Annotated in this window: 24 protein-coding genes and 1 pseudogene; 8 read left to right on the top strand and 17 right to left on the bottom strand. The window is 71.1% G+C overall.

Annotated features, from left to right (window positions below; genetic code table 11):
- Window positions 1-42 precede the first annotated feature (42 nt).
- Window positions 43-542, top strand: a pseudogene (locus EV186_RS09255) (HhH-GPD-type base excision DNA repair protein); the annotation flags it as partial.
- On the opposite strand, the gene EV186_RS09250 reads toward EV186_RS09255, so the two are convergent.
- Window positions 535-1,170, bottom strand: coding sequence for a spermidine synthase family protein (locus tag EV186_RS09250; RefSeq protein WP_133848570.1), 636 nt, complete (start codon window positions 1,168-1,170; stop codon window positions 535-537). The pseudogene EV186_RS09255 and the gene EV186_RS09250 sit on opposite strands and share 8 nt — an antisense overlap.
- A 76-nt stretch (window positions 1,171-1,246) precedes the next feature.
- Between EV186_RS09250 and EV186_RS09245 the strand changes: the two genes are divergently transcribed.
- A complete protein-coding gene (locus EV186_RS09245) occupies window positions 1,247-1,435 on the top strand; it encodes a DUF1918 domain-containing protein (protein ID WP_133848569.1) in 189 nt (62 codons plus the stop codon).
- Between the two features lie 2 nt (window positions 1,436-1,437).
- Here EV186_RS09245 and EV186_RS09240 read toward each other — a convergent pair whose 3' ends face one another.
- A complete protein-coding gene (locus tag EV186_RS09240; protein ID WP_243753891.1) occupies window positions 1,438-2,601 on the bottom strand; it encodes an MFS transporter in 1,164 nt (387 codons plus the stop codon).
- Between the two features lie 79 nt (window positions 2,602-2,680).
- Here EV186_RS09240 and EV186_RS09235 point away from each other — a divergent pair, with 79 nt between their 5' ends.
- Window positions 2,681-3,001 carry an ArsR/SmtB family transcription factor gene (locus EV186_RS09235; RefSeq protein ID WP_243753890.1) on the top strand — a complete coding sequence of 107 codons (321 nt, stop codon included), beginning with the start codon at window positions 2,681-2,683 and terminating at the stop codon, window positions 2,999-3,001.
- A gap of 9 nt (window positions 3,002-3,010) precedes the next feature.
- Entirely contained in the window at window positions 3,011-3,352 is a 342-nt protein-coding gene (locus tag EV186_RS09230) for a hypothetical protein (RefSeq protein WP_133848566.1), read from the top strand.
- On the opposite strand, the gene EV186_RS09225 is transcribed toward EV186_RS09230, so the two are convergent.
- Window positions 3,349-3,753, bottom strand: coding sequence for an SsgA family sporulation/cell division regulator (locus EV186_RS09225; RefSeq protein WP_133848565.1), 405 nt, complete (start codon window positions 3,751-3,753; stop codon window positions 3,349-3,351). The genes EV186_RS09230 and EV186_RS09225 overlap by 4 nt on opposite strands.
- Window positions 3,754-3,906: 153 nt before the next feature.
- Here EV186_RS09225 and EV186_RS09220 point away from each other — a divergent pair, with 153 nt between their 5' ends.
- Window positions 3,907-4,422 (top strand): hypothetical protein, encoded by a 516-nt coding sequence (locus EV186_RS09220; protein WP_133848564.1) that lies wholly within the window; start codon window positions 3,907-3,909, stop codon window positions 4,420-4,422.
- Here the strand turns inward: EV186_RS09220 and EV186_RS09215 are convergent.
- From EV186_RS09215 to EV186_RS09200, 4 genes are read right to left on the bottom strand one after another with little or no spacing between them, the layout of a single operon-like run.
- The gene (locus EV186_RS09215) at window positions 4,415-5,407 is read right to left on the bottom strand and encodes a malate dehydrogenase (protein ID WP_133848563.1); all 993 of its coding nucleotides are present in this window, start codon (window positions 5,405-5,407) and stop codon (window positions 4,415-4,417) included. The genes EV186_RS09220 and EV186_RS09215 overlap by 8 nt on opposite strands.
- Window positions 5,408-5,456: 49 nt before the next feature.
- Window positions 5,457-5,759: a DUF3017 domain-containing protein gene (locus EV186_RS09210; protein WP_133848562.1), complete on the bottom strand. Its 303-nt coding sequence runs from the start codon at window positions 5,757-5,759 to the stop codon at window positions 5,457-5,459.
- Window positions 5,756-6,610 carry a bifunctional methylenetetrahydrofolate dehydrogenase/methenyltetrahydrofolate cyclohydrolase gene (locus EV186_RS09205; RefSeq protein WP_133848561.1) on the bottom strand — a complete coding sequence of 285 codons (855 nt, stop codon included), beginning with the start codon at window positions 6,608-6,610 and terminating at the stop codon, window positions 5,756-5,758. The genes EV186_RS09210 and EV186_RS09205 overlap by 4 nt, the downstream gene beginning before the upstream one ends.
- Before the next feature lie 12 nt (window positions 6,611-6,622).
- A complete protein-coding gene (locus EV186_RS09200; RefSeq protein ID WP_166659064.1) occupies window positions 6,623-7,639 on the bottom strand; it encodes a DMT family transporter in 1,017 nt (338 codons plus the stop codon).
- A 75-nt stretch (window positions 7,640-7,714) separates the two neighbouring features.
- Here EV186_RS09200 and EV186_RS39855 point away from each other — a divergent pair, with 75 nt between their 5' ends.
- Complete coding sequence (locus EV186_RS39855) at window positions 7,715-12,664, top strand: glycohydrolase toxin TNT-related protein (protein ID WP_243753889.1); 4,950 nt, start codon at window positions 7,715-7,717, stop codon at window positions 12,662-12,664.
- A 67-nt stretch (window positions 12,665-12,731) separates the two neighbouring features.
- Here EV186_RS39855 and EV186_RS09185 read toward each other — a convergent pair whose 3' ends face one another.
- From EV186_RS09185 to EV186_RS09165, 5 genes are all read right to left on the bottom strand, one after another.
- Window positions 12,732-13,325, bottom strand: coding sequence for a pentapeptide repeat-containing protein (locus EV186_RS09185; RefSeq protein WP_133848560.1), 594 nt, complete (start codon window positions 13,323-13,325; stop codon window positions 12,732-12,734).
- On the bottom strand, window positions 13,322-13,774 hold the full coding sequence (locus EV186_RS09180) for a universal stress protein (protein WP_133848559.1): 453 nt from the start codon (window positions 13,772-13,774) through the stop codon (window positions 13,322-13,324). Before EV186_RS09180 ends, EV186_RS09185 begins: the two co-directional genes overlap by 4 nt.
- 22 nt (window positions 13,775-13,796) lie before the next feature.
- Window positions 13,797-14,339: a dihydrofolate reductase family protein gene (locus EV186_RS09175; protein ID WP_133848558.1), complete on the bottom strand. Its 543-nt coding sequence runs from the start codon at window positions 14,337-14,339 to the stop codon at window positions 13,797-13,799.
- A 39-nt stretch (window positions 14,340-14,378) separates the two neighbouring features.
- Complete coding sequence (locus tag EV186_RS09170) at window positions 14,379-14,771, bottom strand: MmcQ/YjbR family DNA-binding protein (RefSeq protein WP_133848557.1); 393 nt, start codon at window positions 14,769-14,771, stop codon at window positions 14,379-14,381.
- Between the two features lie 87 nt (window positions 14,772-14,858).
- Window positions 14,859-15,926, bottom strand: coding sequence for a TetR family transcriptional regulator (locus EV186_RS09165; protein ID WP_133848556.1), 1,068 nt, complete (start codon window positions 15,924-15,926; stop codon window positions 14,859-14,861).
- A gap of 43 nt (window positions 15,927-15,969) precedes the next feature.
- On the opposite strand from EV186_RS09165, the gene EV186_RS09160 reads away from it, so the two are divergent.
- Entirely contained in the window at window positions 15,970-17,223 is a 1,254-nt protein-coding gene (locus tag EV186_RS09160; protein ID WP_133848555.1) for a cytochrome P450 family protein, read from the top strand.
- Here the strand turns inward: EV186_RS09160 and EV186_RS09155 are convergent.
- The 4 genes from EV186_RS09155 to EV186_RS09145 all read right to left on the bottom strand — a co-directional run bounded on the left by EV186_RS09155 (window position 17,153) and on the right by EV186_RS09145 (window position 23,337).
- Window positions 17,153-20,485 (bottom strand): error-prone DNA polymerase, encoded by a 3,333-nt coding sequence (locus EV186_RS09155; RefSeq protein WP_133848885.1) that lies wholly within the window; start codon window positions 20,483-20,485, stop codon window positions 17,153-17,155. The two genes, EV186_RS09160 and EV186_RS09155, sit on opposite strands and share 71 nt — an antisense overlap.
- On the bottom strand, window positions 20,485-20,610 hold the full coding sequence (locus EV186_RS40445; protein WP_279538284.1) for a hypothetical protein: 126 nt from the start codon (window positions 20,608-20,610) through the stop codon (window positions 20,485-20,487). The genes EV186_RS09155 and EV186_RS40445 overlap by 1 nt, the downstream gene beginning before the upstream one ends.
- Window positions 20,610-22,172 (bottom strand): DNA polymerase Y family protein, encoded by a 1,563-nt coding sequence (locus EV186_RS09150; RefSeq protein ID WP_133848554.1) that lies wholly within the window; start codon window positions 22,170-22,172, stop codon window positions 20,610-20,612. Before EV186_RS09150 ends, EV186_RS40445 begins: the two co-directional genes overlap by 1 nt.
- 385 nt (window positions 22,173-22,557) lie before the next feature.
- Complete coding sequence (locus EV186_RS09145) at window positions 22,558-23,337, bottom strand: hypothetical protein (RefSeq protein WP_208115507.1); 780 nt, start codon at window positions 23,335-23,337, stop codon at window positions 22,558-22,560.
- A gap of 92 nt (window positions 23,338-23,429) precedes the next feature.
- Here EV186_RS09145 and EV186_RS09140 point away from each other — a divergent pair, with 92 nt between their 5' ends.
- Complete coding sequence (locus EV186_RS09140) at window positions 23,430-24,203, top strand: putative hydro-lyase (RefSeq protein WP_208115506.1); 774 nt, start codon at window positions 23,430-23,432, stop codon at window positions 24,201-24,203.
- On the opposite strand, the gene EV186_RS09135 is transcribed toward EV186_RS09140, so the two are convergent.
- Complete coding sequence (locus EV186_RS09135) at window positions 24,188-25,408, bottom strand: FAD-dependent monooxygenase (protein ID WP_133848553.1); 1,221 nt, start codon at window positions 25,406-25,408, stop codon at window positions 24,188-24,190. The genes EV186_RS09140 and EV186_RS09135 overlap by 16 nt on opposite strands.
- Window positions 25,409-25,428 lie beyond the last annotated feature (20 nt).

Here is a 25,428-nt window from a genome sequence, read left to right as displayed (position 1 = left end):
CACTCAATAACATCAGGTCGTGTCTCACACATACATCTATGTATGTGTTGCGACCAGCAGTACCCGATGGAGCACGCCTTCGCGGGTCCGAAGAAGATCGCCGACGGATGGACGGGTTCGACATCGCGAAGATCGCGGCGATGCCGGTCGAGGAGTTCGTGGAGCTGAGCGTGCGGCCGCCCGCCATCCACCGCTACGGCGGCTCGATGGCGCGCCGGGTGCACGCGCTCGCCCACCACATCCTCGACAACTACGACGGCAAGGCCGACAAGATCTGGAAGTCCGGCAAGCCGACCGGCGCCGAGCTGCTCAAGCGGGTGCAGGCCCTGCCCGGCTACGGCGAGCAGAAGGCGAAGATCCTCGTCGCCTTGCTGGGCAAGCAGTTCAACGTCCGCCCCGACGGCTGGCGCGAGGCCGCGGGCGCTTACAGCGACGAAGGCTCGCGGCGGTCCATCGCCGACGTGACGAGCGCCGAGAGCCTGGCCGAGGTGCGCGCGTTCAAGAAGGCCGCGAAAGCCGCCGCCAAGGCCGAGGCTAAGTAGCGAGGTACACGACGTCCGGCTCCCCGCGCGGCACGGGCACCGGGAGCATCGAGACCGACGCGAACGCAGCACGCAGACGCGATTCGAACGACGCGCTGGCGTTCGCGCTCCACACGGCCAGCACGCCGCCGGGGCGCAACCGCGCGCGCAGCATGGTCAGGCCGGAATCGCCGTACAGTGCGGCGTTTCCTTCACTGACCGTCCACTCCGGACCGTTGTCGATGTCGAGGCACAGGGCGTCGAAAGACTCCGCACAAGACGACAGCCAGGACACCAGGTCAGCCTCGACCACGGTCACCGACGGATCGGCCAGCGCGTCGCCGTGCACGGCACGCAACGGTCCCTGGTTCCACGCGATGACCGCCGGCTCGCGCTCCACCACCACGACCGAACCGACCCGCGGGTCGTCCACCGCGGCACGCAAGGAAAACCCGACCCCGAGCCCGCCGACGAGCATGCGGCCACCCATCGGCATCCGCGATGCGGCGGCGGAGATCAGCAACCGCTCGGACTCGCCATTGCGAGTGTCCATCAGGAAAACGCCGTTGGCGATGACCTCGAAGTGCTCCCCCACGACACGCAGCACCAGCTCGCCCCCGACACCCGCACGCCGATCCAGCACCCGCACAGCACCAGATCGTAGTGCCCTGGCCGGCACGCGCCCGCCGCCTTACGCTGGGAGACGCACTGGAGGTGAGAAGAGCATGCAAGCTGCAGTGGGCGACCAGTTGCACATCCAAGGACGCATCGTGGGCAAAGTGGAACAGCAGGGCGAGATCCTGGAGATCCGCGGCGACGACGGCCAACCGCCCTACCTCGTGCGGTTCGCCGACGGGCACGAAGGCCTCGTCTACCCCGGCCCCGACTGCTTCGTCGAGCACCCCGAGCGCTGACCTCACGCCGCGACCGGCACCGGCTCCTCGACCTGGGCCCGGGCGCGCACGACCACGCCCAGCGCCAGCAGGCACAGCACCGCGGCCACCGGCCCGAGCGCGAGCGGACCGGCCACCCGCAACACCACGCCGCCGATCGCGCTGGAGAACCCGACGCCCAGGTAGATCGCGGATGCGTTGAGCGACAACGCAACCGGCCCCATCTTCGGCGACGACACGGTCAACAACGCGTGCTGGACCACCGGCAGCGTCGACCACGTCGCCGCGCCCCAGATCGCCAGCGCGACCGCCGAGGTGGCGACGGTCTCCAACTCCAAGGGCATCGCGGCGAGCACGACCGTGGCCGCCCCCAACGACACCGCCAGCGGGCCCCGGCTGCCGAACCGGTCCGCGGCCCGCCCGCCGACCCAGTTCCCGACCGCGGCGCCGATCCCGTAGACCACCAGCAGCAGGCTGGCCGCGCCGCCCCGCACGCCGGACGTCTCGGCGAAGAGCGGCCGGATGAACGTGTACACGCTGAACGCGGCGGTGCAACCGAGCAACATCACCAGCAGCAGCGCGCCGATCCGCCGGTCGACGGCGACCGCGAGCCGGGCCCGCAGACTGACCGCCGCCGGCGCCGACACCCGTGGCATCACCCACCACAACCCCGCGGCCGCGGCGGCGCAGAGCAGCGCCACCAGCGCGAACACGCCGCGGTAGCCGACCACGCCGCCGATCAGCGACCCCGCCGGGACGCCGATGATCAACGCGATCGTCAGGCCGCCGAACACCAGCGCGATGTCCCGCGCCCGGCGCCCCGGCTCGGCGAGCCCCGCGGCCACCCCGGACGCGACCGGCGTGTAGACGGCGGCGCCGAGCGCGGTCAGCATCCGGGCGCCGAAGAGGGCCGGGTAGTTGGTCACCACCGCGGACACCGCGTTGCCGGCCGCGGCCACGAGCATCGCCACGATCAGCAGCTTGCGGCGTTCCCAGTGGCCGGTGAGCGCGCCGAGCACGGGCGACGCGATCGCGTAGGCGATGGCGAAGGCCGTGACGAGCTGACCGGCCGTCGACGCCGATACATGCAGGTCGCCGGCCACGTCCGGTAGCACGCCCGCCACGACGTAGCCGCTGGTCCCGATGCCGAACGCCCCGAAGGCGAGCAGGTAGTTGCGAGCAGACACGCCATCGCTCCTCGAAGAGACGAAAGGTTCGATGACGACCGTACTACGTAGTTCGCCGAAATACGAACGGCGTCGTACCATGGGAACCGTGACCGGCAAGGTGCTCCCCCAGCCGACCCGCGACGAGATCCGGGTCGAGACGGTGCTGCAGGCCTTGGCCGACCCGGTGCGGCTGCGCATGGTCGCCGAGCTGGCCAACAGCGCGGAGCCGATCCCTTGCGGCCACTTCGACGTCGAGGTCGGCAAGTCGACCGTGACCCACCACGTGCGCACGCTGCGCGAAGCCGGCGTGATCGAGGTGCGGCAGGTGGGCACGGCACGGGCCAGCACGCTGCGCAAGGACGACCTGGACGCACGGTTCCCCGGGTTGCTCACGGGAGTGCTGTCCGGCGTCGACTAGACTTTGATCATGGGGGTACGCCTCGGCGCGCTTGCGCTGATCGCCGTGACACTGCTGGTCAGCGGGTGCGCTCAGGTGGAGCAGGTGACCGATCGCGCGAGCATCTGCGTCGACGCGCTCAAGGCCGCGGGGTTCACGCCGGACGTGTCCGACCCGCGGCAGTCGGTCGAAGAGGCCAGGCAGACGGCTGAAGAGCTGAACAACCTGGCCGGGGAAACCCCCGACCAGGCGCTCAAGCAGGCGTTGACGGACATGGCGGGGACGATCGAGGACTTCGACCCGCAGGACGTGCCCGGCTACCTCGCCCGCAAGGGCCAGCAGCTGGACGCGCTGCGCAAGGCCTGCGGTTAGACGCGGGTCAGCTCGTCGATGAGCCCGTCGATGTCCAGGTAGTCCTCTTCCTCGCCCAGCGGCACGATCGCCGCCGTGGCGTCGAGGAACGCGGCCACCGACCGCAGGTCGAGCTCGAGGCGCGCCTCGCCCTCGGGCGAGGAGATCTCCAGCACGACAACCGAATGCTCCAGCGTGCGCTCCGGCCGGATCCGCACGTCACCCAGGCCCGCCGACCCGACGAGACCGGCGTCGATGATGTCGCGGGCGAACACCCACTCGACCCACCGGCCGGGCCCGGCCTGGAACGCGACCGTCACCGCGTACGGCTCGCCGGCCCGGTAGGTCCAGCGCGACCGCACCGGTGTTCCGTCGCCGTGCACAGCGACCAACATTTCCTCGTGCACACCGTCGAAGCTCATCTCTGCCTCCCAAGACGCCTCGCTCATGTCGCAGGAGGGATCGTCGAACGGGCCGTTCATGATGCGGCTTGAGGAACATTCACCCTTATGGTGGTTCCGTCAGCCAGACGGGTGATCAAGTAAAAGAGCGGGCAGGCTGCTAGAACCGTAGCCGTGGACGAACCGCTCACCTGGTGCGTCGTCGCCAACACCGGCGAGGACACCAAGCACTTCAGCCAGGGCGCCAAGGTCTGGGTGCTGCCGCCGCAGTGGGGCGACGGCGGCGAGCAGCTGGTGGTGGTCGGCAGGCACAAGGGTCCGGCCAACCAGCAGAGCCGGCTGGTGCTGGACCGCCGGTACCTCACGAACTTCCGGGTCAAACCGCTTCATCAGCAAGGCATCTACGACCTGCTGACCAAAGAGGTCGAAGTGGGGCCGCCGCGGCTGTGGACCTCCAAGGAGCACGCCGAGAGCTGGGCCCGGTTCATGCAGGAGCACCCGACGCCGGTGCGCTACCGGAACTGGACGCTGTACGGGGTGCCGATCTGGACCACCGACCCGCCCGAACCCGTGCTGTACGCCCAGGACGGAACCGAGTGCCGGTTCGTCGAGAAGATCGGCCGGGTCGCCTGGTACGACAAAGGGCCGCCCCGAAACCAGGACGGCCCTTCGGACGAACAGATCAGATGAGGCCGAGGCCCTTGACCGCGTCGCGCTCCTCGGCCAGTTCGGCCACCGAGGCGTCGATCTTCTTGCGGGAGAACTCGTCGATCTCCAGGCCCTGGACGATCTCGTACTTGCCGTCCTTGCAGACCACCGGGAACGAGGAGATCAGGCCCTCGGGCACGCCGTAGGAACCGTCCGACGGGATGCCCATCGACGTCCAGTCGCCCTCGGCGGTGCCGTTCACCCAGTCGTGGACGTGGTCGATCGCCGCGTTGGCCGCCGACGCCGCCGACGACGCGCCGCGCGCCTCGATGATCGCCGCACCGCGCTTGGCGACGGTCGGGATGAAGGTGTTCTCCAGCCAGTCCTGGTCACCCACGGCCTCGGCGGCGTTGCGGCCACCGACCTCGGCGTGGAAGAGGTCCGGGTACTGGGTCGCGGAGTGGTTGCCCCAGATCGTGAGCTTCTTGATGTCGGTCAGCGCGACGCCGAGCTTCTGCGCCAGCTGCGACATCGCGCGGTTGTGGTCGAGGCGGGTCATGGCGGTGAACCGCTCGGCCGGCACGTCCGGCGCGTTGGACTGCGCGATCAGGGCGTTGGTGTTGGCCGGGTTGCCGACCACCAGGATGCGCACGTCGTCGGCGGCACCGGCGTTGATCGCCTCGCCCTGCGGCTTGAAGATGCCACCGTTGGCCTCGAGCAGGTCGCCGCGCTCCATGCCCTTGGTCCGCGGGCGGGCGCCGACCAGCAGGGCGACGTTGACGCCGTCGAAGGCCTTCTTCGGGTCGTCGGTGATGTCGATGCCGTCGAGCAGCGGGAAGGCGCAGTCGTCGAGCTCCATCGCGGTGCCCTCGGCGGCCTTCACCGCCTGCGGGATCTCCAGCAGCCGCAGCCGCACCGGGGTGTCGGCGCCCAGCAGCTGGCCGGAGGCGATGCGGAACAGCAGGGCGTAGCCGATCTGGCCGGCGGCACCGGTCACGGTGACGTTGACGGCGGCTTTGCTTGCCACTTTGGAAGGTCCTTCCCGAGACACGACTTTGTGATTCAGCCGGACAGTATCAATGCAGGATGCCGCCCTCGATCGAAAGCGACACGTACAACACCATGACGCCGAACACCGTGTAGACCAGCACGTCCACCGGTCGTTTGCGCACCATGATGAGGCCCGCGCGCTCGTCGGGCAGAACGAGCCGGAAAGCCGCGGCGAGCAGCAGGGCCGCACCGATCAATGTGGTGCCGCGGCGCCAGTAATAGAGCACGATCAGCCCGACCCCGACCATGACGACGGCCATGACCAGCAGGAACGGCAGGTGGACGAGCAATCGCCTGCCACCGCCGCGGGACTGACCGGACGCGGTCACGCCGACAGGCCCCGCTCGGCGATCTCCACCGTGTTGGACAGCAACATGGCGATGGTCATGGGGCCGACCCCGCCCGGCATGGGCGCGAGGTGACCAGCGACCTCACGGACCTCCGGGGTGGTGTCGCCGACGATGCCGTTCTCGGTGCGGGTCAGGCCGACGTCCAGCACCGCGGCACCGGGCTTGATCATCTCGCCGGTGATCAGACCGGCCCGGCCCGCGGCGGCGACGACGATGTCGGCCCGCTTCACCTCGGCGGCGAGGTCCTTGGTGCCGGTGTGGCACAGGGTCACGGTGGCGTTCTCGCTGCGCCGGGTCAGCAGGAGACCGAGCGGGCGGCCGACGGTCACGCCACGACCGACCACGCACACGCGCGCACCGGCGATCGGCACGTCGTAGCGGCGCAACAAGGTGATGATCCCCAGCGGGGTGCAGGGCAGCGAGCCCGGCTTGCCGAGCACGAGCCGGCCCAGGTTGACCGGGTGCAGGCCGTCGGCGTCCTTGTCCGGGTCGACCCGCTCGAGGATCGCGCCCTCGTCCAGGTGCCCGGGCAGCGGCAGCTGCACCAGGTAGCCGTGGCAGGCCGGGTCGGCGTTGAGCTCGTCGATGACCTCTTCGAGCGCTGCCTGCGAGATGTCGGCAGGCAGGTCACGGCGGATCGAGTTCATGCCGAGCTTCTTGCACGCGTTGTGCTTGCTGCGCACGTAGGCGTGCGAGCCCGGGTCGTCGCCGACGAGGACGGTGCCGAGGCCGGGGGTCACCCCGCGTTCGGCCAGCTCGGTCACCCGCTTGCGCAGGTCGTCGAAGATCGCGTCGCGGGTCGCCTTGCCGTCCAGGATCGTCGCCGTCACGCCTGCATCCTCTCACCGTGCCGGATGGTCGCGCTCCGCGCTCCCGGGTCGACCGCCGTCCGGCCTGGGTCGACCAGGAGTGGACAGTGCGGCGACGACCACCGCCACCAGCGTGATGGCCACCCCGAGCACGCTGGTCAGCGTCAACCCGCCGTCGGCGGCCGGCGTCACGAGGTCCAGCACGAGCGCGCCGATGAGCTGGCCGGCCACCGAACACAACCCCAGCAGCAGCACGCCGACCAGCCGCACGGCCACCACCATGGACAGGATCGCCAGGATGCCGAGCGGGCCGCCGAGGTAGAGCCACCAGTCGGCCGGCGGGGTCGCGGGCAGGCCGCGGACCGCGACGTCGACCGCGAAGGCGGCGAGCAGCCCGACCGTGCCGATCCCGAAGTTGATCGCCGTCGGCACGATGACGTTGGCCGACGCGTCGCGCACCAGCCCGTTCACCGCCTGCTGCCAGGACATCCCGATGCCCGCGAGCGCGGGCAGCACGGCCAGCCACAGCGCCGACGGGTGGGCGAACTCACCGGACACCGACACCAGCACGGCCACCACCGCGATCGCCGCGCCGAGCGCGCGCGGCGGCGTGATCGGGCGTGGCTCGCCGGGGCCGATGCCCGCGCGGTCGACCAGCAGACCGCTGGCGGTCTGGCCCGCGACCACGGCCACGGTGAACACGGCGACGCCGAGCGCGGTGATCGTGATGCCCTGCGCGGTCACGAAGAACGCGCCGCACATGCCGCCGAGGCACTCCCACCAGCGCAGCTCGTGCCCCTTGAGCGCGGTGCGCAACCGGCCGATCCCGGCCCGCGCCCGGGGCATCGCGGCGACCATGACGACGAGCAGCACCAGACCGGTGCCGAAGGAGAACACCGCCGCGCCGATGCCGTCGTGCAACCGTGCCCCGAGCTGGCCGTTGAGCCGGCCCTGCAGGGCGAGCCCGAGTCCACCGCCCGCCGCGACCAGCGCTCCGACGACCTTGCCGTACCTGCTGGTGCGCTCCTTGATCGCGCTCGTCGTGCTCACGTGCGTCCATTCTGCACCCCTGCGCGTGGGTGACCACTGTGTGCCGACGAGGGCCGGACAAGAGAAGATGGACGGGTGGCACACCCGACGCAGCTGAACCCGACCGAGCAGGACGCGCTGGTCAAGCAGATCGGCCTCGCGTTGCTGCGCGCCGCACCGCAGGACTGGGAACAGATCGTCATCGACTACCGGGCTGTCGGCAGGCACCAGGAGTCCGGTGGCCAGGTCGTCACCCAGTCCGGTGATGCCCGGCCCTGGCGGATCTCCGGCGACATCGCGACGCTCTTCGCGAAGTTGCGCGCCGGCATGTACCGCGAAGGCCGGGGCACCTGGTTCAACGCCCGCTACCAGTTGGACCGGCCCACCAGCTACAACCTCGAGTACGACCGCGACGAGCCGCACTGGGAGGCGCCGCCGCCCCCGCAGGCGTACGCCGACGAGCTGCGGATCTTCCCGCGTGAGGAAGAAAACGTCCCGGAGTGGCTGGTGCGCAGGCTGGCCGGGGTCGGGCCGGAGCGCCCGGGTCCGCACTTCCGCATCGCCCGCGCGTTCGACGGCATGGGCCAGTCCGGGCGGCCCATCGTCAACCGCCCGCCGGTCGAGGACGCCGACGTCGAGGACCTGCTCGACTACCTCGATCGGGCGCCGGTGATCATCCCCGGCCGCGGTTACGACGTGGATCGCCTCGATGCCGAGGCCCGCCAGTCGGTGCCGGTCGCGTTCCACAGCGACGGGACGTGGATCTGGCCCGCCTCGGTGAACTACTACCTGCGCAAGTACCGCGTGCCCCCGGAGCCCGACCTGGTCGAGCACGTGCGATCGCAGAACTTCACCGTGGGCGAGGTCGACGAGGCCACCCTGACCGCGGCGGCGGCCTTCCTCGACCGCGCACCCCGCCAGGGCCCGCCACCACCGCCCGCCGCTCCGCCGACACAGGCCCTGCCGGCCGGGCCGCCCGCAGCACCCGTGCCGCCCGCTCGACCGGCCGGCCCCGGCCCCGGCCGCCCACCCGTGGCGGCCTTGCCGTCACAGGGTGGTCCCCGGCCGACGTTGAACCAGCTCACCGCCAAGCTCGCCGAGTACGGCGTGCCGGAGACGGTGGTCCGGATCGGCCAGCCGGTGGAGAACACCTGGACGTTGGAACACGCGGACGACAGCTGGCGGGTCGGCTTCTTCCAGGGCGGCGTCTTCGTGGCGCCCGCGATGTTCGAGGACGTGGCCGACGCGGCCGCGTTCCTGCTGGGCAAGGTCCTGATGGACACCGGCTGGCAGCGCCCCGCGCGACCGCCGCGGCCCCCGTTCCCGCCCGGCCAGCCCGGTCAGCCCGGCCAGTCCGACGACCGGGTCCAGCCCCGGGACGAAGCGGCCGGTCCGGCTGCTCTGGGCGGCGCCGCACCCGGCGGCGGTGCGGCACCCGGAGGTGCCACGCCGGCTGGCGGCGCGTTGGCCGGTGGTGCACTGGCCGGCGGTGCGGCGTTGGCGGGAGGCGCGGCACTGGCCGGGGCCGCCGCCCTGGCCGGTAGGGACGAGCCCAAGCCGGAACCGTTCCGCCCGATCGAGCGCTTCCAACCCCGCCAGGACGAAGCTCCGTCCGCGGAAACCGAGGCGGAATCCGCGGACCCCGAAGCCACGGCCCGCGCCGAAGACCTGACCCGAAGCGAGTCCTTCCGCCCGGAAGAACGTTTCGCTGACACCGCTTTCGGCGCCACCAGCGACGAGCCCGGCCAGGATCACCCCGAAGACCGCCGGCCCTTCCGCCCGGAACAACGTTTCGCGGACAACAGCGGCTCCTTCGCCACCACCGACGACGAGCCCGTCGCCGACGACGAGCCGGAAGCCACCGGCGGCCGGCCCTTCGGCCAGTTCGCCGACAGCGACGCCGCCTTCGGTGCGGGCGCCGACCAACCATTCCGCCCGCAGGAACGCTTCACCGACGCCGAACCCGGAGCAGGCGGCCACTCCCAGCCCTTCCGCCCGGAAGAGCGCTACGCCGAATCCACGGCGGCCGACGACGGCATCACCAAGGGCGACGAGCCCGCCGATGCCGAACGCCGCGAATCCGCCGACGAACAACTGTCGCGCTCAGAACACCGCTACGCCAACGAATCGGCGGACGCTTCGAGCGACCACCCCTTCGATGACGACCGCGCTGCCGCCGTTGACCAGTCCACGTCGGCTGGCGACCAGCCGTTCCATCCCGACGAGCGCTTGACCGACGCCGGCCAGTCCACCGCACCAGACCAGCCTGAAGCCGCTGGCGGCCAACGGTTCCGCCCGGACGAGCCCTTCGAAACCAGCGACCAGCAGATCCGCTCCGAACGGTTCGCCAACGAAGCCACCGGTGGGGTCGCCGGTGGCGGCCAGCCATTCGGACGGGACGAGCGCTTCGGCGACGAGCCCGCGGCCGCCGGCGATCAACACTTCAGCCCGGACCGCTTCGCCGACAGCCAGCAGTCCACCGCACCAGACCAGCCTGCAGCCGCTGGCGGCCAACGGTTCCGCCAAGACGAACCCTTCGACACCGGCGACCAGCAGCTCGGCTCCGAACGGTTCGCCAACGAAGCCGCCGGCGCGGTCAACCCCGGCGACCAGCCTTTCGGCCGGGACGAGCGTTTCGGCAGCGGCGACCAAGCCATCGAAACCGAGCAGCCCGCGGGCGCCGGCGAGGAACACTTCAGCCCGGACCGCTACGCCGACAGCGGCCAGTCCACCGCACCAGGCCAGCCTGAAGCCGTTGGTGGGCAACGGTTCCGCTCAGACGAGCCCATCGACACCAGCCACCAGCAGTTCGGCTCGGCAGGGCGATTCGCCAACGAAGCCGCCGGTGGCGGTCAGCCATTTGGCCGGGACGAGCGCTTCAGCGACGACCCCGCCCGCCCGGCCGACGACCAGCCCGCGGGCACCGGCGAGGAACACTTCAGCCCGAACCGGTTCGCCGACAGCGACCAGACCGCCGGAACTGATCGACGCGAGGCCGTTGGCGGCCAACGGTTCCGCCAAGGCGAGCCCTTCGACACCGGCGACCAGCAGTTCGGCTCCGGACGGTTCGCCAACGAAGCCGCCGGCAGCCAGCCATTCGGCGGGGACGAGCGCTTCGGCGACGAGGCCGACCGGCCGGTCGGCGACCAGCGCTTCGGCAGCGGCGGCCAGTCCACCGAAACCGACCAGCCCGCGGCCGCCGGCGATCAACACGTCAACCCGGACCGGTTCGCCGACAGCGACCAGCCCGGAGCCGTTGGCGGGCAACGGTTCCGCCCGGACGACCGCTTCGACGACGAGGCCGCGAGCTCCAGCCTCTTCGCCCCGGGCGACGAGCGCTTCCGCAGCGGTCACGTGTCGTCCGGCTCCGACCGCCCTGAACCCACTGGCGAGGAGCGCTTCCGGCCGGAGGATGGCTTCCGTGGCAGCGGCGAGCCCGCCGCGTCCGAACGTTCCGCGGCTGTCGGCGACCAGCCGTTCAGCCGCGGCGATCGCTTCGCCGAGGACGACCAGTCCGCTGGGCCGAACCATCCCGCACCGGCCGACGAAGCCACCGGCGCCGACCACTTCGCCGCCGGCGACCAACCGTTCCGGCCCGCTCAGCCGTTCGGCAACGAACCCGCCGCTGGTGGCGACCGGCCATTCCGCCCGGGCGAGTCCGACCGGCCCGCGCGGTCCGGCACTCAGTCCTTCCAACCGGAGGAACGCTTCACGGACGAGCTCCCGGGCTCGAACGAGCACTTCGCGGCCACCGGCGACGGGCCGGCTGCGGCGCACGAACCCTTCGCCGCCGGCAATCGCTTCGACCGCGCCGAGTCCACCGGTTCGGATGACAACAACCTCTTCCGCTCCGACGAGCAGGCATCGCATTCGACGGATCTGTTCGCGGCTGGATCACACGACCAGTCGTCCGCGGACGACCGCTCGGCCGCCGGTGCTTCGATCAGCCAGGCCTTCCGAGGCGGTGAGCGAGGCGGGGCCACCGGCTCCGAGACCGAGGGCGACCAGCCGTTCCGTCCCGGAAGTTCGTTCGGGGCCACGGGCGACGACCCGGCCCAGTTGCGCGAAACGGGTTCCGGTCATGACCTGTTCCAGCCCACTGACCAGCGTGAAACGCGGTTCATGACCTCCGACCCGGATGACGAGCCGTTCCGGTCGCAGCAGTTCCGGCCGGAGGAGCGGTTCCAGCCCAAGTTCGACGCCGCGCCCGCCGACGACGTGCTGCCCGACCGCATCGAGGACACCGGGCCGGCGCACATCGAGCCCGATCCGGCCACGCTCGCCGGCGCCGTCGAGGAACCCGAGTTGCTGACCCACGGCGGCGGGTCACCGGCCGACGAACTCGAGTCCACCCAGGTGCACAACCCCTTCGACGACGAAGACGAAGACCACGACGAGCCCGACGTCGCGGTCGACGCGCCTTCGCAACCGCGGCGGGCGGAGTTGCCGCGGCGGATGGAGCAAGGGTCCGATGTGGACGCCGCACCCAGTGGCGGCGGGTTGTTCACGCCGACCGTGCCGGCCGACGCGGCACCGCAACCCGGATCGCGGCCGATGCCTCGACGCGCGGCGAAGGAGGCAGCGGAGCTGTTCACCCCGGCCGCGCCGGTCAACGGCCGGGCCGTCGACGAATCGACCCAGCCCGCGGCGGCGAACCCGGAACCGCGTCCGGCGCCCAAACCGGCGGGTGGCCCGCCGTGGCCGATCAAGCCGATGGACGGCGAGCCGCCGCTGACCCTGTTCCGTGGCAAGGAAATGCGCGAGTTGCCGACCGGCACCGAGGTCGACCGCTACGGCGAGCCGGACGGCAACCTGACGTACACGCTGGCGACGCCGTTCGAGCAGCGTTCGCTGGTGCCCGATTGGATCGAGCGGCCGTACCACGCGTACCGGCTGGTGCGCCCGCTCGAGGTGCTCTCGGGCGTCGCGATCCCGTGGTTCGACCAGCCCGGCGGCGGTACGGCGTACCTGCTGCCGGAATCGGTCGGCGACCTGGTGGACGCCGGCTTCCTGGTCGAGGTCGAGGACGCCAAGCCACCGGCCTGACCTCCCGGGAGTTCGACCGGTGTGGCCGTCCGCGATCAAGCTGGCGGCCACACTTTTGTGCGGCCGGTCAGCCGATGACCAGTCCGTTGGCCGCGGCGAAGGAGACCGCCATCTCCAGGTCGACCCGAGCACCACGGAGAACGGCTTGGGCGTACCCGTCGGCATCGATGCGCGCACCACGCAGGTCGCTGCCGGTCAGCTTCGTGCCGGTCAGCCGCGCGCCGGTGAGGTCGGAGTTGCGCAGGTCCGAGTCGCGCAGGTCGGCGTCGATCAGGTTGGCTTCGCGGAAACGCAGGCCGCTCAGGTCGGTCTTGCGCAGGTCGCAACCGGACAACCCCACCAGGGTGAGGTCGACCTCACGCACCGTCCAGGGACGCAGCCTGCACTCCAGGAACATCGACCCGAGCAGCGTGCAGGCGGTGAACTCGCTGCCGCCGAGGACCGTGCGGTCGAACGTGCACTGGCGGAACGCGGTCGCGTGGTGGCGTGAATCGCCGAGGTCGGTGCGGGTGAAGTTGCACCCGGTGAACGTGCAGCCCTCGGTGACCAGGCCACGCAAGTCGGCCTCGGTGAAGTCGCAGCGCTCGAACTCCCGCCGCTCCCACCGCGCCTCCGGGAACACGGCCTCGCGGTAGTTCTCGTCGATCTCCGGGGTTGTCACGGCACGACCACCACCGGACGCCCGGCATCGTTGATCAACGTGCGCGGCACCGAACCCAGCAGCCCGCCGCCGTGCCGGGACCGCCCGACCACGATGCAGTCGGCCCGGAACTGCTCGGCCACGGCTTCCAACCCGGAGGCCGGATCGCCCCGGTGGTGCACCAGTTTCCAGTGCACCCCGATCGGGTCGAGGTAGCGCTGCGCCTCGGCGCGCAGTTCTTCCACGTAGTCGGCCGCGGCCTGCGAAGCGCCGGCCATGCTCAGCGGGCTCCAGTACGCGGGGCTGCCCAACGGCTCGACGTAAACAAGGACCAGCAATGCCGTTTCCCGTCTGGCGAGTCCACCCGCCCACGCGGCCGCGTGCAGGGACGACGGTGATCCGTCGACGCCGGCAACGACGGCCATGATGCCGTCCTTGCCGATCTCGAAAACGGGCGGATCCGCAGGCATGCCCGAATCGTAGAGCGAGGCTCTAGCGAATCGCCTCGAACCACAGATGAGTCACACCATCGGCCTCGACGACCTTGGTGCGCCGCCACTCCGCGCTCGGCCCGCCGACCGGGCTGAACAACGGGATGCCCAGCCCGAGCAACGTCGGGACCAGGTGCAACCGCAGCTCGTCGACCAGCCCGGCGGACAAGTACTGCCGCGCGATCGACGTCCCACCCATGACGACCACGTCCTCGTCCCCTGCCGCGGCCCGCGCCTGGCGCAAGGCCTCCTCGATGCCGTCGGAGACGAAGGTGAAAGTGCTTGCACCCTTGGTCAGCGGTTCCCGCTTCTCGTGGGTCAGCACGAACACCGGCATCGGGAAGGGCGGATCGTCGCCCCACGACTCCTGCCCCTTGTCGAAGGTGCGCCGACCGGCGAGAACGGCACCGGCCGCCAAGAACTCGTCGACGGCCTCCTGGGCGTCGGCCTCGCCAATCCACGCGTGGATGCGCGACAGGTCGTCGTCCGGACCGGAGGCGAACCCGTCGAGCGACACCGACATGTCCAGCGCCACCTTCGGCATGCCAGGACGGTAGCAAACGAATGCAGCAAACGTTTGCCGTCAACTGTCCCGATCGGCCAGGAACTGCTTCGCCAGGCGTTTCGGAGCTTTGAGCAGCCATGCTTCCGTGACCAATTCCTCCAATTCGTCGGTGTTGATGTCGTCCAGCCGCACCAAGATCGCCGGGTAGCCGTCGAAGTGCGGTGTCGTGAAGTAAACGTCCGGGTTGTCCGCGAGCAGGGCGGTTTTGACGCCCTCGTCCGCCACCCGGGCGCCGAGGATCGGCCCGTCGGGCGCGGCCGGACCCAATGCCTCCAGATCGGCCTTGCGCAGCGGCCGATCCCACACGAAACCCTTGCCGTGCACCAGCCACCGCGGTGTGCCCCGCGATTCCTCCTCGCTGGTGTCCGGCAGCGCCAGCGCGACGCGACGCACGTCGTCCCAGGTAGCCACGAACCGCACCCTAGCGACGGTCACCGACAACCACGGCTCACCGACAACCACCGCTCACCGGAAACCACTGGTCACCGACGACCGCCGTCACCGACGATCGCGGACCCCCGCGACCGCGTGCCCGGCGCCGATACCCGATGCCCGGGCCACCACCCGGTCACCGATCACCCGCACCGCCACCTCGGTCCGCGGACCGACCTCCACCCTGACGGCCTCCGCCATGTCTTCGAAGCCCCACGCCACCGTCACCCGCGGCCACGCCATGCGCGGGAACGCCTGCCGGATGCACGCACACAGGTCGCCGACCACATATCGCGCCAGCGGCCCGGCCTCCGACACCTCCGGCGCCACCATGACGATCGTGACCGGTACGCCGGGCGGCGCGGCACGCACCGCGTCCTCGGCGGCCGCCAGCCGCTCCGGCCCCAGCACCACGTGCACCCCGTCGTGGTCGATCCCGACCTTGCGACCGGAGACGATGTCCGACAACGCGAACGTGGGCGCCCACGGCTCGTCGACCAGGTCCGCGTCCGCGACGATCGGCGGCGTCGGCCACGTGTCGTCGACGTCGAGCTCCACCAGCCGCTCACAGGCCTTGATCACGTCGAACGGTTCCAGGTAGCCCGGCGCCGCGGCCGCCATGCCCCGGGCACCGTGCAACGTGGTCAGCACCGCCTCGGCCGCCCGCACCCGCCGGCCGGCCGACTCCAGGCGCTCCAACGCGAGCCCCAGCAGCAGACCGTCGAGCTTCATCAGCTGCGCGTAGTGCCGCCGCAGCTGCTCATCGGCGAGGACCTCGGACTCGAGCCACAGGCCCAGGCGGGCCGCGCCATGCGGCTCGTCGAGCCCGTCGGCCATCGGCAGGCGGGCGAGCCAGGCGCGGGCCAGCGCGGCGATCGCCGATCGCGGGGTGTCGCCGACCGGCCCGCGCTCCTGCGGTGGGCCCAGCTCGACTTGTCCGGCCAGCACCTCCAGGTACAAGGCGCGCTTGCCGGGGAAGTTCGAGTAGACCGCACCACGCGTCAGGTCCGCGCGCTCGGCGATGGAATCGATCTTCGCATCGCGGAAGCCGCGTTCGGTGAACTCCCGGTACGCGGCATCCAACACGGTGTGGCGGGTGAGTTCCTGGGTCTCCACCCTGGTCAGCCGGGCCATGCTCGAAAGATATCGTCGCCATGCCGATGATGGTACCATCCGAATGACGACAACATCCGAAGGAGCATCAGTGAGCGTCCCCGAGATCGACCTGACCGACCCCGACCTGCTGAAAGATCCGTTCGCGGGTTACGGGAAGCTGCGCGAGCAGGCGCCGATCGGCCGCATCCCGATGCCGGGCATCGGGTCGGTCTGGGCCGTGCTGCGCCACCAGGACGCCCGCACGATGCTCAGCGACCCGCGGTTCGCGATCACCGGCGGCAGCTTCATGCGTCCGCCGGGCATCCCCGAGCACTGCGTTCCCTACCTGCGCACGATGTCCGAACGCGACGGCGCCGAGCACGCCCGGCTGCGCAGGCTCGCCACACCCGCGTTCACCGCGCGCAAGGCAGCCGCCATGCGGCCGCGCATCGCCGCGATCGTCGACCGGCTGCTCGACGACCTGCCCGACCGGACCGACTTGCTCGACAGCTTCGCCAAGCCACTGCCCATGGAGGTCATCTGCGAACTCGTGGGCATCCCGGCGGCGGACCGTCCACTGTGGCGCGCCGCGGGCGCCGCGGTGGCGTCCGGATCGCCCGCCGGGTTCGCCGAAGCCGTGCCCCGCGTCGTCGAAGGCGCCACGGAGGCGTTGGCCCGACGCAAGACCGCGCCGGGTGACGACGTGTTATCCGAGCTGCTGCGCGCACACGAAGGCGATCGCCTCGACGACACCGAGATGATCACCCTCGTCTGGCACCTCGTGCTCGCCGGCCAGACACCGACGAACTTCATCGCCAACGCGGTCGACGCGCTGCTGGCCCACCCCGACCAGCTGGCTGTGCTCCGTGACGACCCGGCGTTGCTGCCGGTCGCGGTCGACGAGCTGATCCGCTGGTGCGGTCCGGCCCTGCTGTCCATTCCCCGCTACGCCAGCGAGGAGGTCGAGCTGTGCGGCGCGGTGATCGGGAAGGGCGAGGCGGTGTCCGCGGTGGTCGCGTCGGTCAACCGGGACCCCCGGGTGTTCGCCGACCCCGAGACGCTGAACCTGCGCGCGCTGCGCCAGCCCGGCCACCTCGGGTTCGGCCACGGCCCGCACTACTGCCTCGGCGCGTCGCTGGCCCGGGTCGAGGCCGAGGTGGCGATCGAGGCGTTGCTGCGCCGGTTCCCGGAGCTCACGCGGGCCGGCGAGGCGCAGCGGGCACCCGATCCGGGGACGTGGCGGCTCATGTCCCTTCCCTTGTCGCTCAACGGAAGTCGCGGGAGCGCGACGGAATCCGGAGGTCCAGGTGTTGCAGCCGGTCTGCCAGCAGGCTGACCACGCCGTCCACGCTCTCCACCACCCCACGCACCAGCATGGCGGAGCTGGAGCGCGCGACCTTGCGGTAGCGGTCCCACAGGCCTTGCGTGCACACCACGTTCACCATGCCCGTCTCGTCCTCGATGTTGAGGAACGTGACCCCGCCCGCGGTCGCTGGGCGCTGGCGGTGCGTCACCGCGCCACCGATCAGCACCCGGGTGCCGGACTTCACCGTCGACAGCTCCGCCGCCGGTTTCGCGCCGAGGGCATCCAGCCGGCCGCGGATGAACTGCGTCGGGAAGCTGTCCGGGGAGAGCCCGGTCGCCCACACGTCGGCGACCGCCACCGCGACCTCGTCCATGCCGGGCAGCGCGGGTGGGGGCGCGACGACGGCGGTGCCCGGCAACCGGTCGGCCCGCTCGCCTGCCGCCGAACCCGCGGCCCACAGCGCTTCCCTGCGCCGCAACCCGAAGCAGCCGAGCGCACCGGCCGTGGCCAGCGCTTCCAGCTGTGCCCTCGTCAGCTGGACGCGCCGGGCGAGGTCGGTGAGGTCACGGAACTGGCCACCCGCCTTGCGTTCCTCGTAGATCTGCTCGGCCAGCTCCTTGCCGATCGTGCGCACGGACGCGAGCCCGATCCGCACGGCGAGTTCCCGCTCGCCGGGCTCGACCGGTTCCAGGTCGGCGAGCGTCCTGGACGCGTTCACGTCCGGTCCGCGCACCTGCACGCCGTGCCGCCGGGCGTCGGCGACCAGCGACTGCGGCGAGTAGAACCCCATCGGCTGCGCCTTGAGCAGGCCGGCGCAGAACGCGGCCGGGTGGTGCAGCTTGAAGTGGGCGCTGACGTACACCAGGTGCGCGAAGCTGTAGGCGTGGCTTTCCGGGAAGCCGAAGTTGGCGAACGCCAGCATCTTGGCGAAGATCTGGTCGGCCAGCTCCCCGGTGATGCCGTTGCGTGCGGCGCCTTGGTAGAACCGCTCCCGCAGCCGTTCCATCCGGTACGTCGAGCGTTTCGCGCCCATGGCCCGGCGCAGCTCGTCCGCCTCGGCCGCGCTGAACCCGGCGACGTCAATGGCGACCTGCATCATCTGCTCCTGGAACAGCGGCACGCCCAGCGTTCGTTCCAGCGCGTGCTTGAGCAGCGGGTGCTCGTAGTCCCACTCCTCCTGCTTGTTGTAGCGGCGGATGTAAGGGTGCACGGAGCCGCCCTGGATCGGGCCGGGCCGGATCAGCGCGACCTCGACGACCAGGTCGTAGAACACCTGCGGCTTGAGCCTGGGCAGGGTCGCCATCTGGGCACGGGACTCCACTTGGAACACGCCCACGGAATCGGCCTTGCACAACATGTCGTAGACGGCCTTTTCCTTCATTTCGAGCTGGGCGATGTCGACCTTCTCGCCCTCGTGCTCCTGGACCATCTCGACCATGTAGCGGATGGCGGAGAGCATGCCGAGGCCGAGCAGGTCGAACTTGACCAGGCCGATCGCGGCGCAGTCGTCCTTGTCCCACTGCAGCACCGTGCGGTCGGGCATGCGTGCCTTCTCCACCGGGCACACCTCGCTGACCGGCCGGTCGCAGATCACCATGCCGCCGGAGTGGATGCCGAGGTGGCGCGGGAACTGCTCCAGCCGCTTGGCCAGCCCGATCACCGCGGACGGCACCTCGTCCGCGTCGTCCAAAGTGGACTTCATCGGGCCCCAGCGGTCGACCTGCTTGCTCCACGCGTCCTGCTGACCGGGGGAATACCCCAGCGCCCGCGCGGCATCGCGGATCGCGAACCGGGCGCGGTAGCTGATCACGTTCGCGACCTGCGCGGCGTGCTTGCGGTCGTACTTGGCGTAGACGTACTGGATGGCCTTCTCGCGCTGGTCGGACTCGATGTCCAGGTCGATGTCGGGCGGGCCGTCGCGCGCGGGGGCGAGGAACCGCTCGAACAGCAGCTCGTGGGTCACCGCGTCCACGTTGGTGATGCCCAACGCGTAGCAGACCGCGGAGTTCGCCGCCGAACCCCGGCCCTGGCAGTAGATCCCGTGGTCCCGGCAGAACTTCGCGATGTCCCACACGATCAGGAAGTAGCCCGGGAAGCCGAGCTGTTTGATCACGTCCAGCTCGTGCTCGATCACCTCGTAAGCCCTGGGGTTCTTCGTCTTGGACCCGTAGCGCTCCTGGGCGCCGGCCATCGTGAGGTCCCGCAGCAAGGTGTTCTCGTCCCGCGGGTCGACCACCCCGTCCTGCACGAGCTTGAACGGGGGCAGCCGGGGCGCGACCAGGGTCAGGTCGAACTGGCACTGCATGCCCAGCAACGCCGCGCGCTGCACGGCGCCCGGGTAGCGGCGGAACCGGTAGGCCATGTCCCGGCCGGTGCGCAGGTAGGCGGTTCCCGCGGCGGGCAGCCACCCGTCCAGTTCCTCGACGCCACGACGGGCCCGGATCGCGGCCATCGCCTCGGCGACCCGCGCCTGCTCGGGAATCGCGTAGTGCACGGCGTTCGTGGCGACGGTCGGCAGGTGCAGCGCCGCGGCCATCTCGGCGAGCAGGTCGTTGCGGGCGCTGTCCTCGGGGTAGCCGTGATCGGTCAGCTCGACGTAGACGCTCTCCTTGCCGAACTGGTCCACCAGCAACTGCAACCGCTCGAACGCGGCGGCCGGGCCGTGCTCGCGCAACGCGGTGCGCACCGGGCCCTTGCGGCAGCCGGTCAGCACCACGCAGTTCTCCTTGGTCCCGTCGATCACCTCGTCCAGGTGGTAGATGGGGTGGCCCTTCTCGGCATCGGGGTCGAGGTGGGCCTCGGTGAGCACCCGGCACAGGTCCCGATAACCCTCGGGGCCACGAGCAAGCAGCAGCAAGTGCTCGCCGACCGGGTCCGGCTCGCCGTTCTGCGGCGCGGGCAAGCCGAGGGAGAGTTCGGTGCCGAACACGGTGCGCACGCCGAGTTCCTTCGCGGCCTCGGCGAACCGAACGACCCCGTACATGCCGTCGTGGTCGGTGAGCGCGATGGCGTCGAGTTCGAGCCGCGCGGCCGTCTCGATCAGCTCCTCGGGGTGGTTGGCGCCGTCGAGGAAGCTGAAGTTGGAGTGGCAGTGCAGCTCAGCGTAGGGCACCCGGGAGTCGCCGTCAGGCTGGTCGGTCACCCCGGGCGGGCGGAATCCCAGCGGCGCTTGGTACCGCTCGCGACGCTTCGTCCACGCCGGGCTGTCCCCGCCGTCGCCGGGCAGCGCCGGTTTGCCGGAAAGTGCCCGTTCCAGGGCACCCCAGCGCACCGGCGGGTTGTTCCAGCCCATCAGCTGGGGGTCGAGGCCGATCCGGCGCCGGGCCAAGCGTCCTCAGGGGACCGTCGCGGCCGCGGGATCAGGTCGTCGAGGTCGATGTCGACGCGGATCGTCGCGTCATCGGGGGTGTCGTTCATCAGTCGTAGATCCCTTCCACGGTCCAGGTTCCGGCCCTTGCGACCAGCAACAGCGCTCGCTGCTGCTCCTCGTCGTCGATTACCACTTGCATGCGCGAGCGCCTGTTGGCCGGCTGCACCCACCAGTGCTCGTCCACCGGCCACGGCCCCGCCCAGCCGAGCACTGCCTTCGGCTCGCCCAGCACGGTGATCGCCGTCGGTTCGCCGGTGAAGCCGTGGGTGTCGGTGACGCGCACCGGCTTTCCCTTGCTGTCGAAGACTTCGACGGGAATGGGAGTGGCGGGCACGATGCTCGGTGACGGCGCGGGCAGCTTGGCCGGCCACGGTCGCTCCGGATCGGTGCGCGGCTCGCGCTCATCGCCCCACGGCACCAGCCGCACCTGGTCGCCCGGGCCACGGCCGCCCTCGATGACCGCGGTGGCGACGGCCTCCGGGCCGAGCAGGCTCTGCACGCGCACCATGGCGCGGGCGGCGCGTTCGCTGTTGTCGTCGTTGCCCGCCTGCCACAGGTGCAGTTGCAACACCTGGCCGTCGACGATCTCCTCGGGCTCGATGCGCAAGGTGTCAATGCCGCCGCTCGGGCGCACGCCGGGACCGCCACGCAGCCAGCCGTCGAGCTGCCAGCGCACCCGGTCGGCGATGCCCGCCGGGGTGAGCGGATCGGCGCTGCGCCAGACACGAGAACGTTCTTCGCCACCCTCGCTGGTGGCGGTGATGGAAAGGCGGGTGCATGCCATGCCATGAGCGGCGAGCCGGCCGTGCAGCGTGGCGGCGAGGCCACGAGCGGCGAACGCGACCGCGTCGACCCGGTCCACCGGTGGGTCGAACCGCTCGACGACCACCAGGTCGGGCGGTGGGGTGCGCCGTGACGGCGGGCGCTTCTCCGCGCCACGAGCGAGCCGGTGGGCGAGCACCGCGTCGGCGCCGAACCGGGTGGCGACGTCGCGCTCGGGCACGGCGGCGAACGCGCCGAGCGTGCCGAGCCCGAGGCGGCGGAGCAGGTCGACGAGCTCGTTGCGCTCCTCGGTGTCCTGCAGCCGGGTGAGCTCCCAGATGCCAAGGGGCGCAAGGAAGTCCGGGCTGGCGCCGGGCTCGACGAGCAGGCCACGGTGTGCGGCGAGCGTGGCGGCGAAGAGCCCGTCGGCGATGCCGACCTGGCATTCGACGCCGGCCCGTGCGGCCACGTGGTCGACGAGGCGCTCCGCGGCCGCCTCCTCGCTGCCGAGATAGCCCGCCGGTCCCTTGGCCGGCACCGCGACGAGGCCGGGTCGCACCACCTCGACGCCGACCGCGAGCTCCTCGACCGCGGACGCGACCACCTCGAACAGCCGCGCATCCCGGGCCGGGTCGTCGGGGAAGACGATCAGCTCCGGACAACGGCCCTGCGCGTCCCGGCGCCGCATGCCCTTGCGAACGCCTTCGGCCCGGGCCTGTGCGGAACACGCCGACACGTGCCCGCCGGCAAGCACCCCGACCGGCAACCCGATGGCGAGCCCGGCCCCCGCGCTGGCCGCGACGACCGGCCAGTCCGGGCACCAGACGGCAAGCGTGCGCGTGCTCACGACGCCCGCCCGCCGGGAAGGGCAACGACAGGCGCCGGTGCGGCCGGAACCGAGGCGGCCGCACCGGCGGGTGAAGAAGGTGCGCCCTGCCAGGAGGCCGGGAGCTGGGTCTCCTGGCAGGGGCGCCGCAAGACCACGACGGCGCTCAGGTGGGAGGTGCGCTCGTCGCGGCCGGGATGGGGTGGCGCCGCGGGAAATCTGTCCCCTGATCGGGTGGACACGCCTGGGATCCTGCCCGGATTTCGGCGTGTCGCCCGTCTGCTGTGACAGAGCAGCGCGGGCAGCCAGCGCGAGGTGACGACCAAGGTTGCGCCCTGCCAGGAGGCCGGGGGGCGTACCCCCTGGCAGGACTTCTTGCGGCCGCGGTTCGCGGCGCGAGTGGGGATCATCCCGCCACCTCGACGGGAGCCGGCGCGGCGGGATCGACGGGACCGACGGACTCGACGAGATCAGCGAAAGGCGTGCCGATGAAGGTTGGTTGAGGCGGGGCCTGCTCGCCGATCGTGCCGTCGGCGATGGTCAGGTCCCGGCGAATCGGGCGGGCCGCGGCGCCCCGGCCCTTGGCTTGCACCGGCAGCGACCGGCTGGTCAGGTGGCCGTGCCCGAGACCCAAACCGGACCAGGTCGCCGCGCCGCAGGTCAGTTCCAGGTCGGCGGCGGGCCAGGAGGAACACGACAGCAGCACCGAGCCACGGTTTCGAGCTCGTGCGGACAGTCTGCGAGCCAACTGCGGCGCGAGACCTGCACCCGGCTCGACGGCCACGATGTCCATGCCGTCCAGCAAGGCGGCCACCACCGCGCCGAACTCGGCGCCTGGTCTGGGCACCACGGCCACCCGCTCGACGACGACCCCGAGCTCCGCCGCCGCCAGCATCCCCAGCTCGGGCATGCCGACCACCGCCGCCCACGACCCCTGCGTCGTCGCTTCGGCCAGCAACGCAAGCAGCACGGTGATGGACCCGCGCACCACCACCGTGCTGCCGCGCCGCAGACCGCCATGGGGAAAGAGTGCTGTCAGCCCGTCCCCGACTGGCAGCACTCTTTCCTGGTCGGCCTGTACAAGAGCCGTACCGTCGAGCAAACCCGCCGAAGCGGGCGAGAGCGACGGAACAGCCAGCACCACAGACAACCGACGACACCTCCACGACAGCACGTGCGTTTCCAAGGCACGGACCGCCGTGGGAAGTCGGCGGCGACAAGGTCTCCCTTGTCGTGGTCGAACATACGTTCGAACAGTAGGTGTGTCAAGCTGAACCGGTGATCGCCACCGCGGCCGAAGCCAGGGCCCTTTTCCGGGCCGGGACCGTCGCCGCGACAAGCGGCTGGGTACCCGGTCGAACCCAGGTCAACCTCATCGCGGTGCCCGCCGACTGGGCCTACGACATGCTCCTCTACGCCCAGCGCAACCCCAAGCCCTGCCCCGTCCTGGACGTGACCGACCCGGGCGGCACCGGCACCATCCTGGCGCACGACACCGACCTCCGCACCGACTTCCCGGCATACCGGGTCTGGCGCGACGGGGAACTCGCCGAGGAGCGCACCGACGTGGTCGACCTCTGGGGCGACGACCTGGTCGCGTTCCTCGTCGGCTGCAGCTTCACCTTCGAGGCCGACCTCGCCGCCGCCGGGATTCCCTTGCGCCACAACGAACAGGGCCGCAACGTGCCGATGTACGTCACCACGCGGCAATGCCGCCCGGCCGGTCGGTTGCACGGCCCGCTCGTGGTCTCGATGCGCCCGATCCCGGCCGACCGGGTGGCCGAAGCGACGGCGCTCTCCGCTCGGATGCCCGGTGTGCACGGCGCACCCGTGCACACCGGCGACCCCGAAGCGCTGGGCATCGACGACCTCGACCGGCCGGACTTCGGCGACCCGGTGCGGGCCGAACCCGGTGACGTGCCGGTGTTCTGGGCGTGCGGGGTGACGCCGCAGGCCGCGCTGATGGCGTCCCGGCCGCCCTTCGCGATCACCCACGCGCCCGGCCACATGCTGATCACCGACGTGCCGGACGCCGACTACCGGGTGGGCTGAACGGCGAGCCCGTAGTCCGGCAACGTGATCATGTTGGCGACCTTCTGCAGACCACCAGTGATCGCACCGCGCCACGGGCCGGCCAGCATCAGCCGGGTGCCCGCATTGCGCACGCGGATGCCCAGCCGCGTCGCCGGGAGCATGCCCTTCGTGCCACCCGGCATCGGCCTGCCGCACTGGCACACGTAGTCGGCCAGCCGTTCCTGGTACGCGGCGAACGCCACCGAGTGATCGCCCCGCGCCGCCGCCAGTTCGCCCGCCAGGACGTAGGCGCCGACGATCGCCATGCTCGTGCCCATGCCGACCGAGCCGCCGAAGACGGAATCGCCGAGCAGGGCCACCCGCCCGCGCGACCACTCGTCGACGTGCACCCGGGTGGCCCGCGCGAAGTAGAAGTCGTCGGCCGCGAGCATCGACTCGACCATCCGCGGCACCAGCCAGTCCGCATCGGTGAAAGCGCCCGCCACCAAGCGTTTCTGGGCGGCGATGTCGCGCCGGTCGTAGGGCAGCGGGTCGGTCGCGAAGAACAACATGCCGCGCGCCACGTCCGGGTCGGCGGTCGGGTAGAGCCCGGCCATCCGCCCGCCGACGCCGCTGCCCGCGGGCATGTTGTACATCAGTTCCTGGCCCTGGAGATCGGTCAGCGTGGGCGTGGCGAACACCGACAAGTGGTAGCCGCCGTCGGTCAGGAACTCCTCGTGCGGGCCGAACGCGAGGCGCCGCACGGCCGACCACACGCCGTCCGCGCCGATCACCAGGTCGAACTTCCGTGGCGCGCTGTGGGCGAAGGTGACCGAAACCCCTTCTGCGCCTTGGGAAAGCGACGTGATCGAGTCGTCGAAGAGGTACTCGACGTCGTCGCGGGTGGCCCGGTGGAAGATGTCGACGAGGTCGCCCCGCAGGATCTCGAGCTCCGCGATGATCCCGCCGGAGTCGCCGAGCACGTCGCCGCCGAAGTCGAACAGGCGCCTGCCGGACGCGTCGACCTGCACCATCCCGTGCACGCCGGTGTGCCGCGCCCGGATCTGGTCCATCAAGCCCATCCGTTCGACCACGGTGCGCGCGGTGCCGCGCAGGTCGATGCCCTGCCCGCCGGGCCGCGGCGCGGGCGCGCGCTCGACGAGCGTCGGCTCGAAGCCGTGCCGGTGCAACCAGTAGGCCAGCGCGGGTCCGGCGACGCTGGCGCCGGAGATCAATACCTTCATGAGGCCCCCTCGAACAGTCT

This window comes from Labedaea rhizosphaerae, assembly GCF_004362825.1.
GTDB classification, from domain to species: Bacteria; Actinomycetota; Actinomycetes; order Mycobacteriales; family Pseudonocardiaceae; genus Labedaea; species Labedaea rhizosphaerae.
The sequence above is the reverse complement of the archived record's forward strand: the minus strand, read 5'-3'. Positions and strand labels throughout refer to the sequence as shown.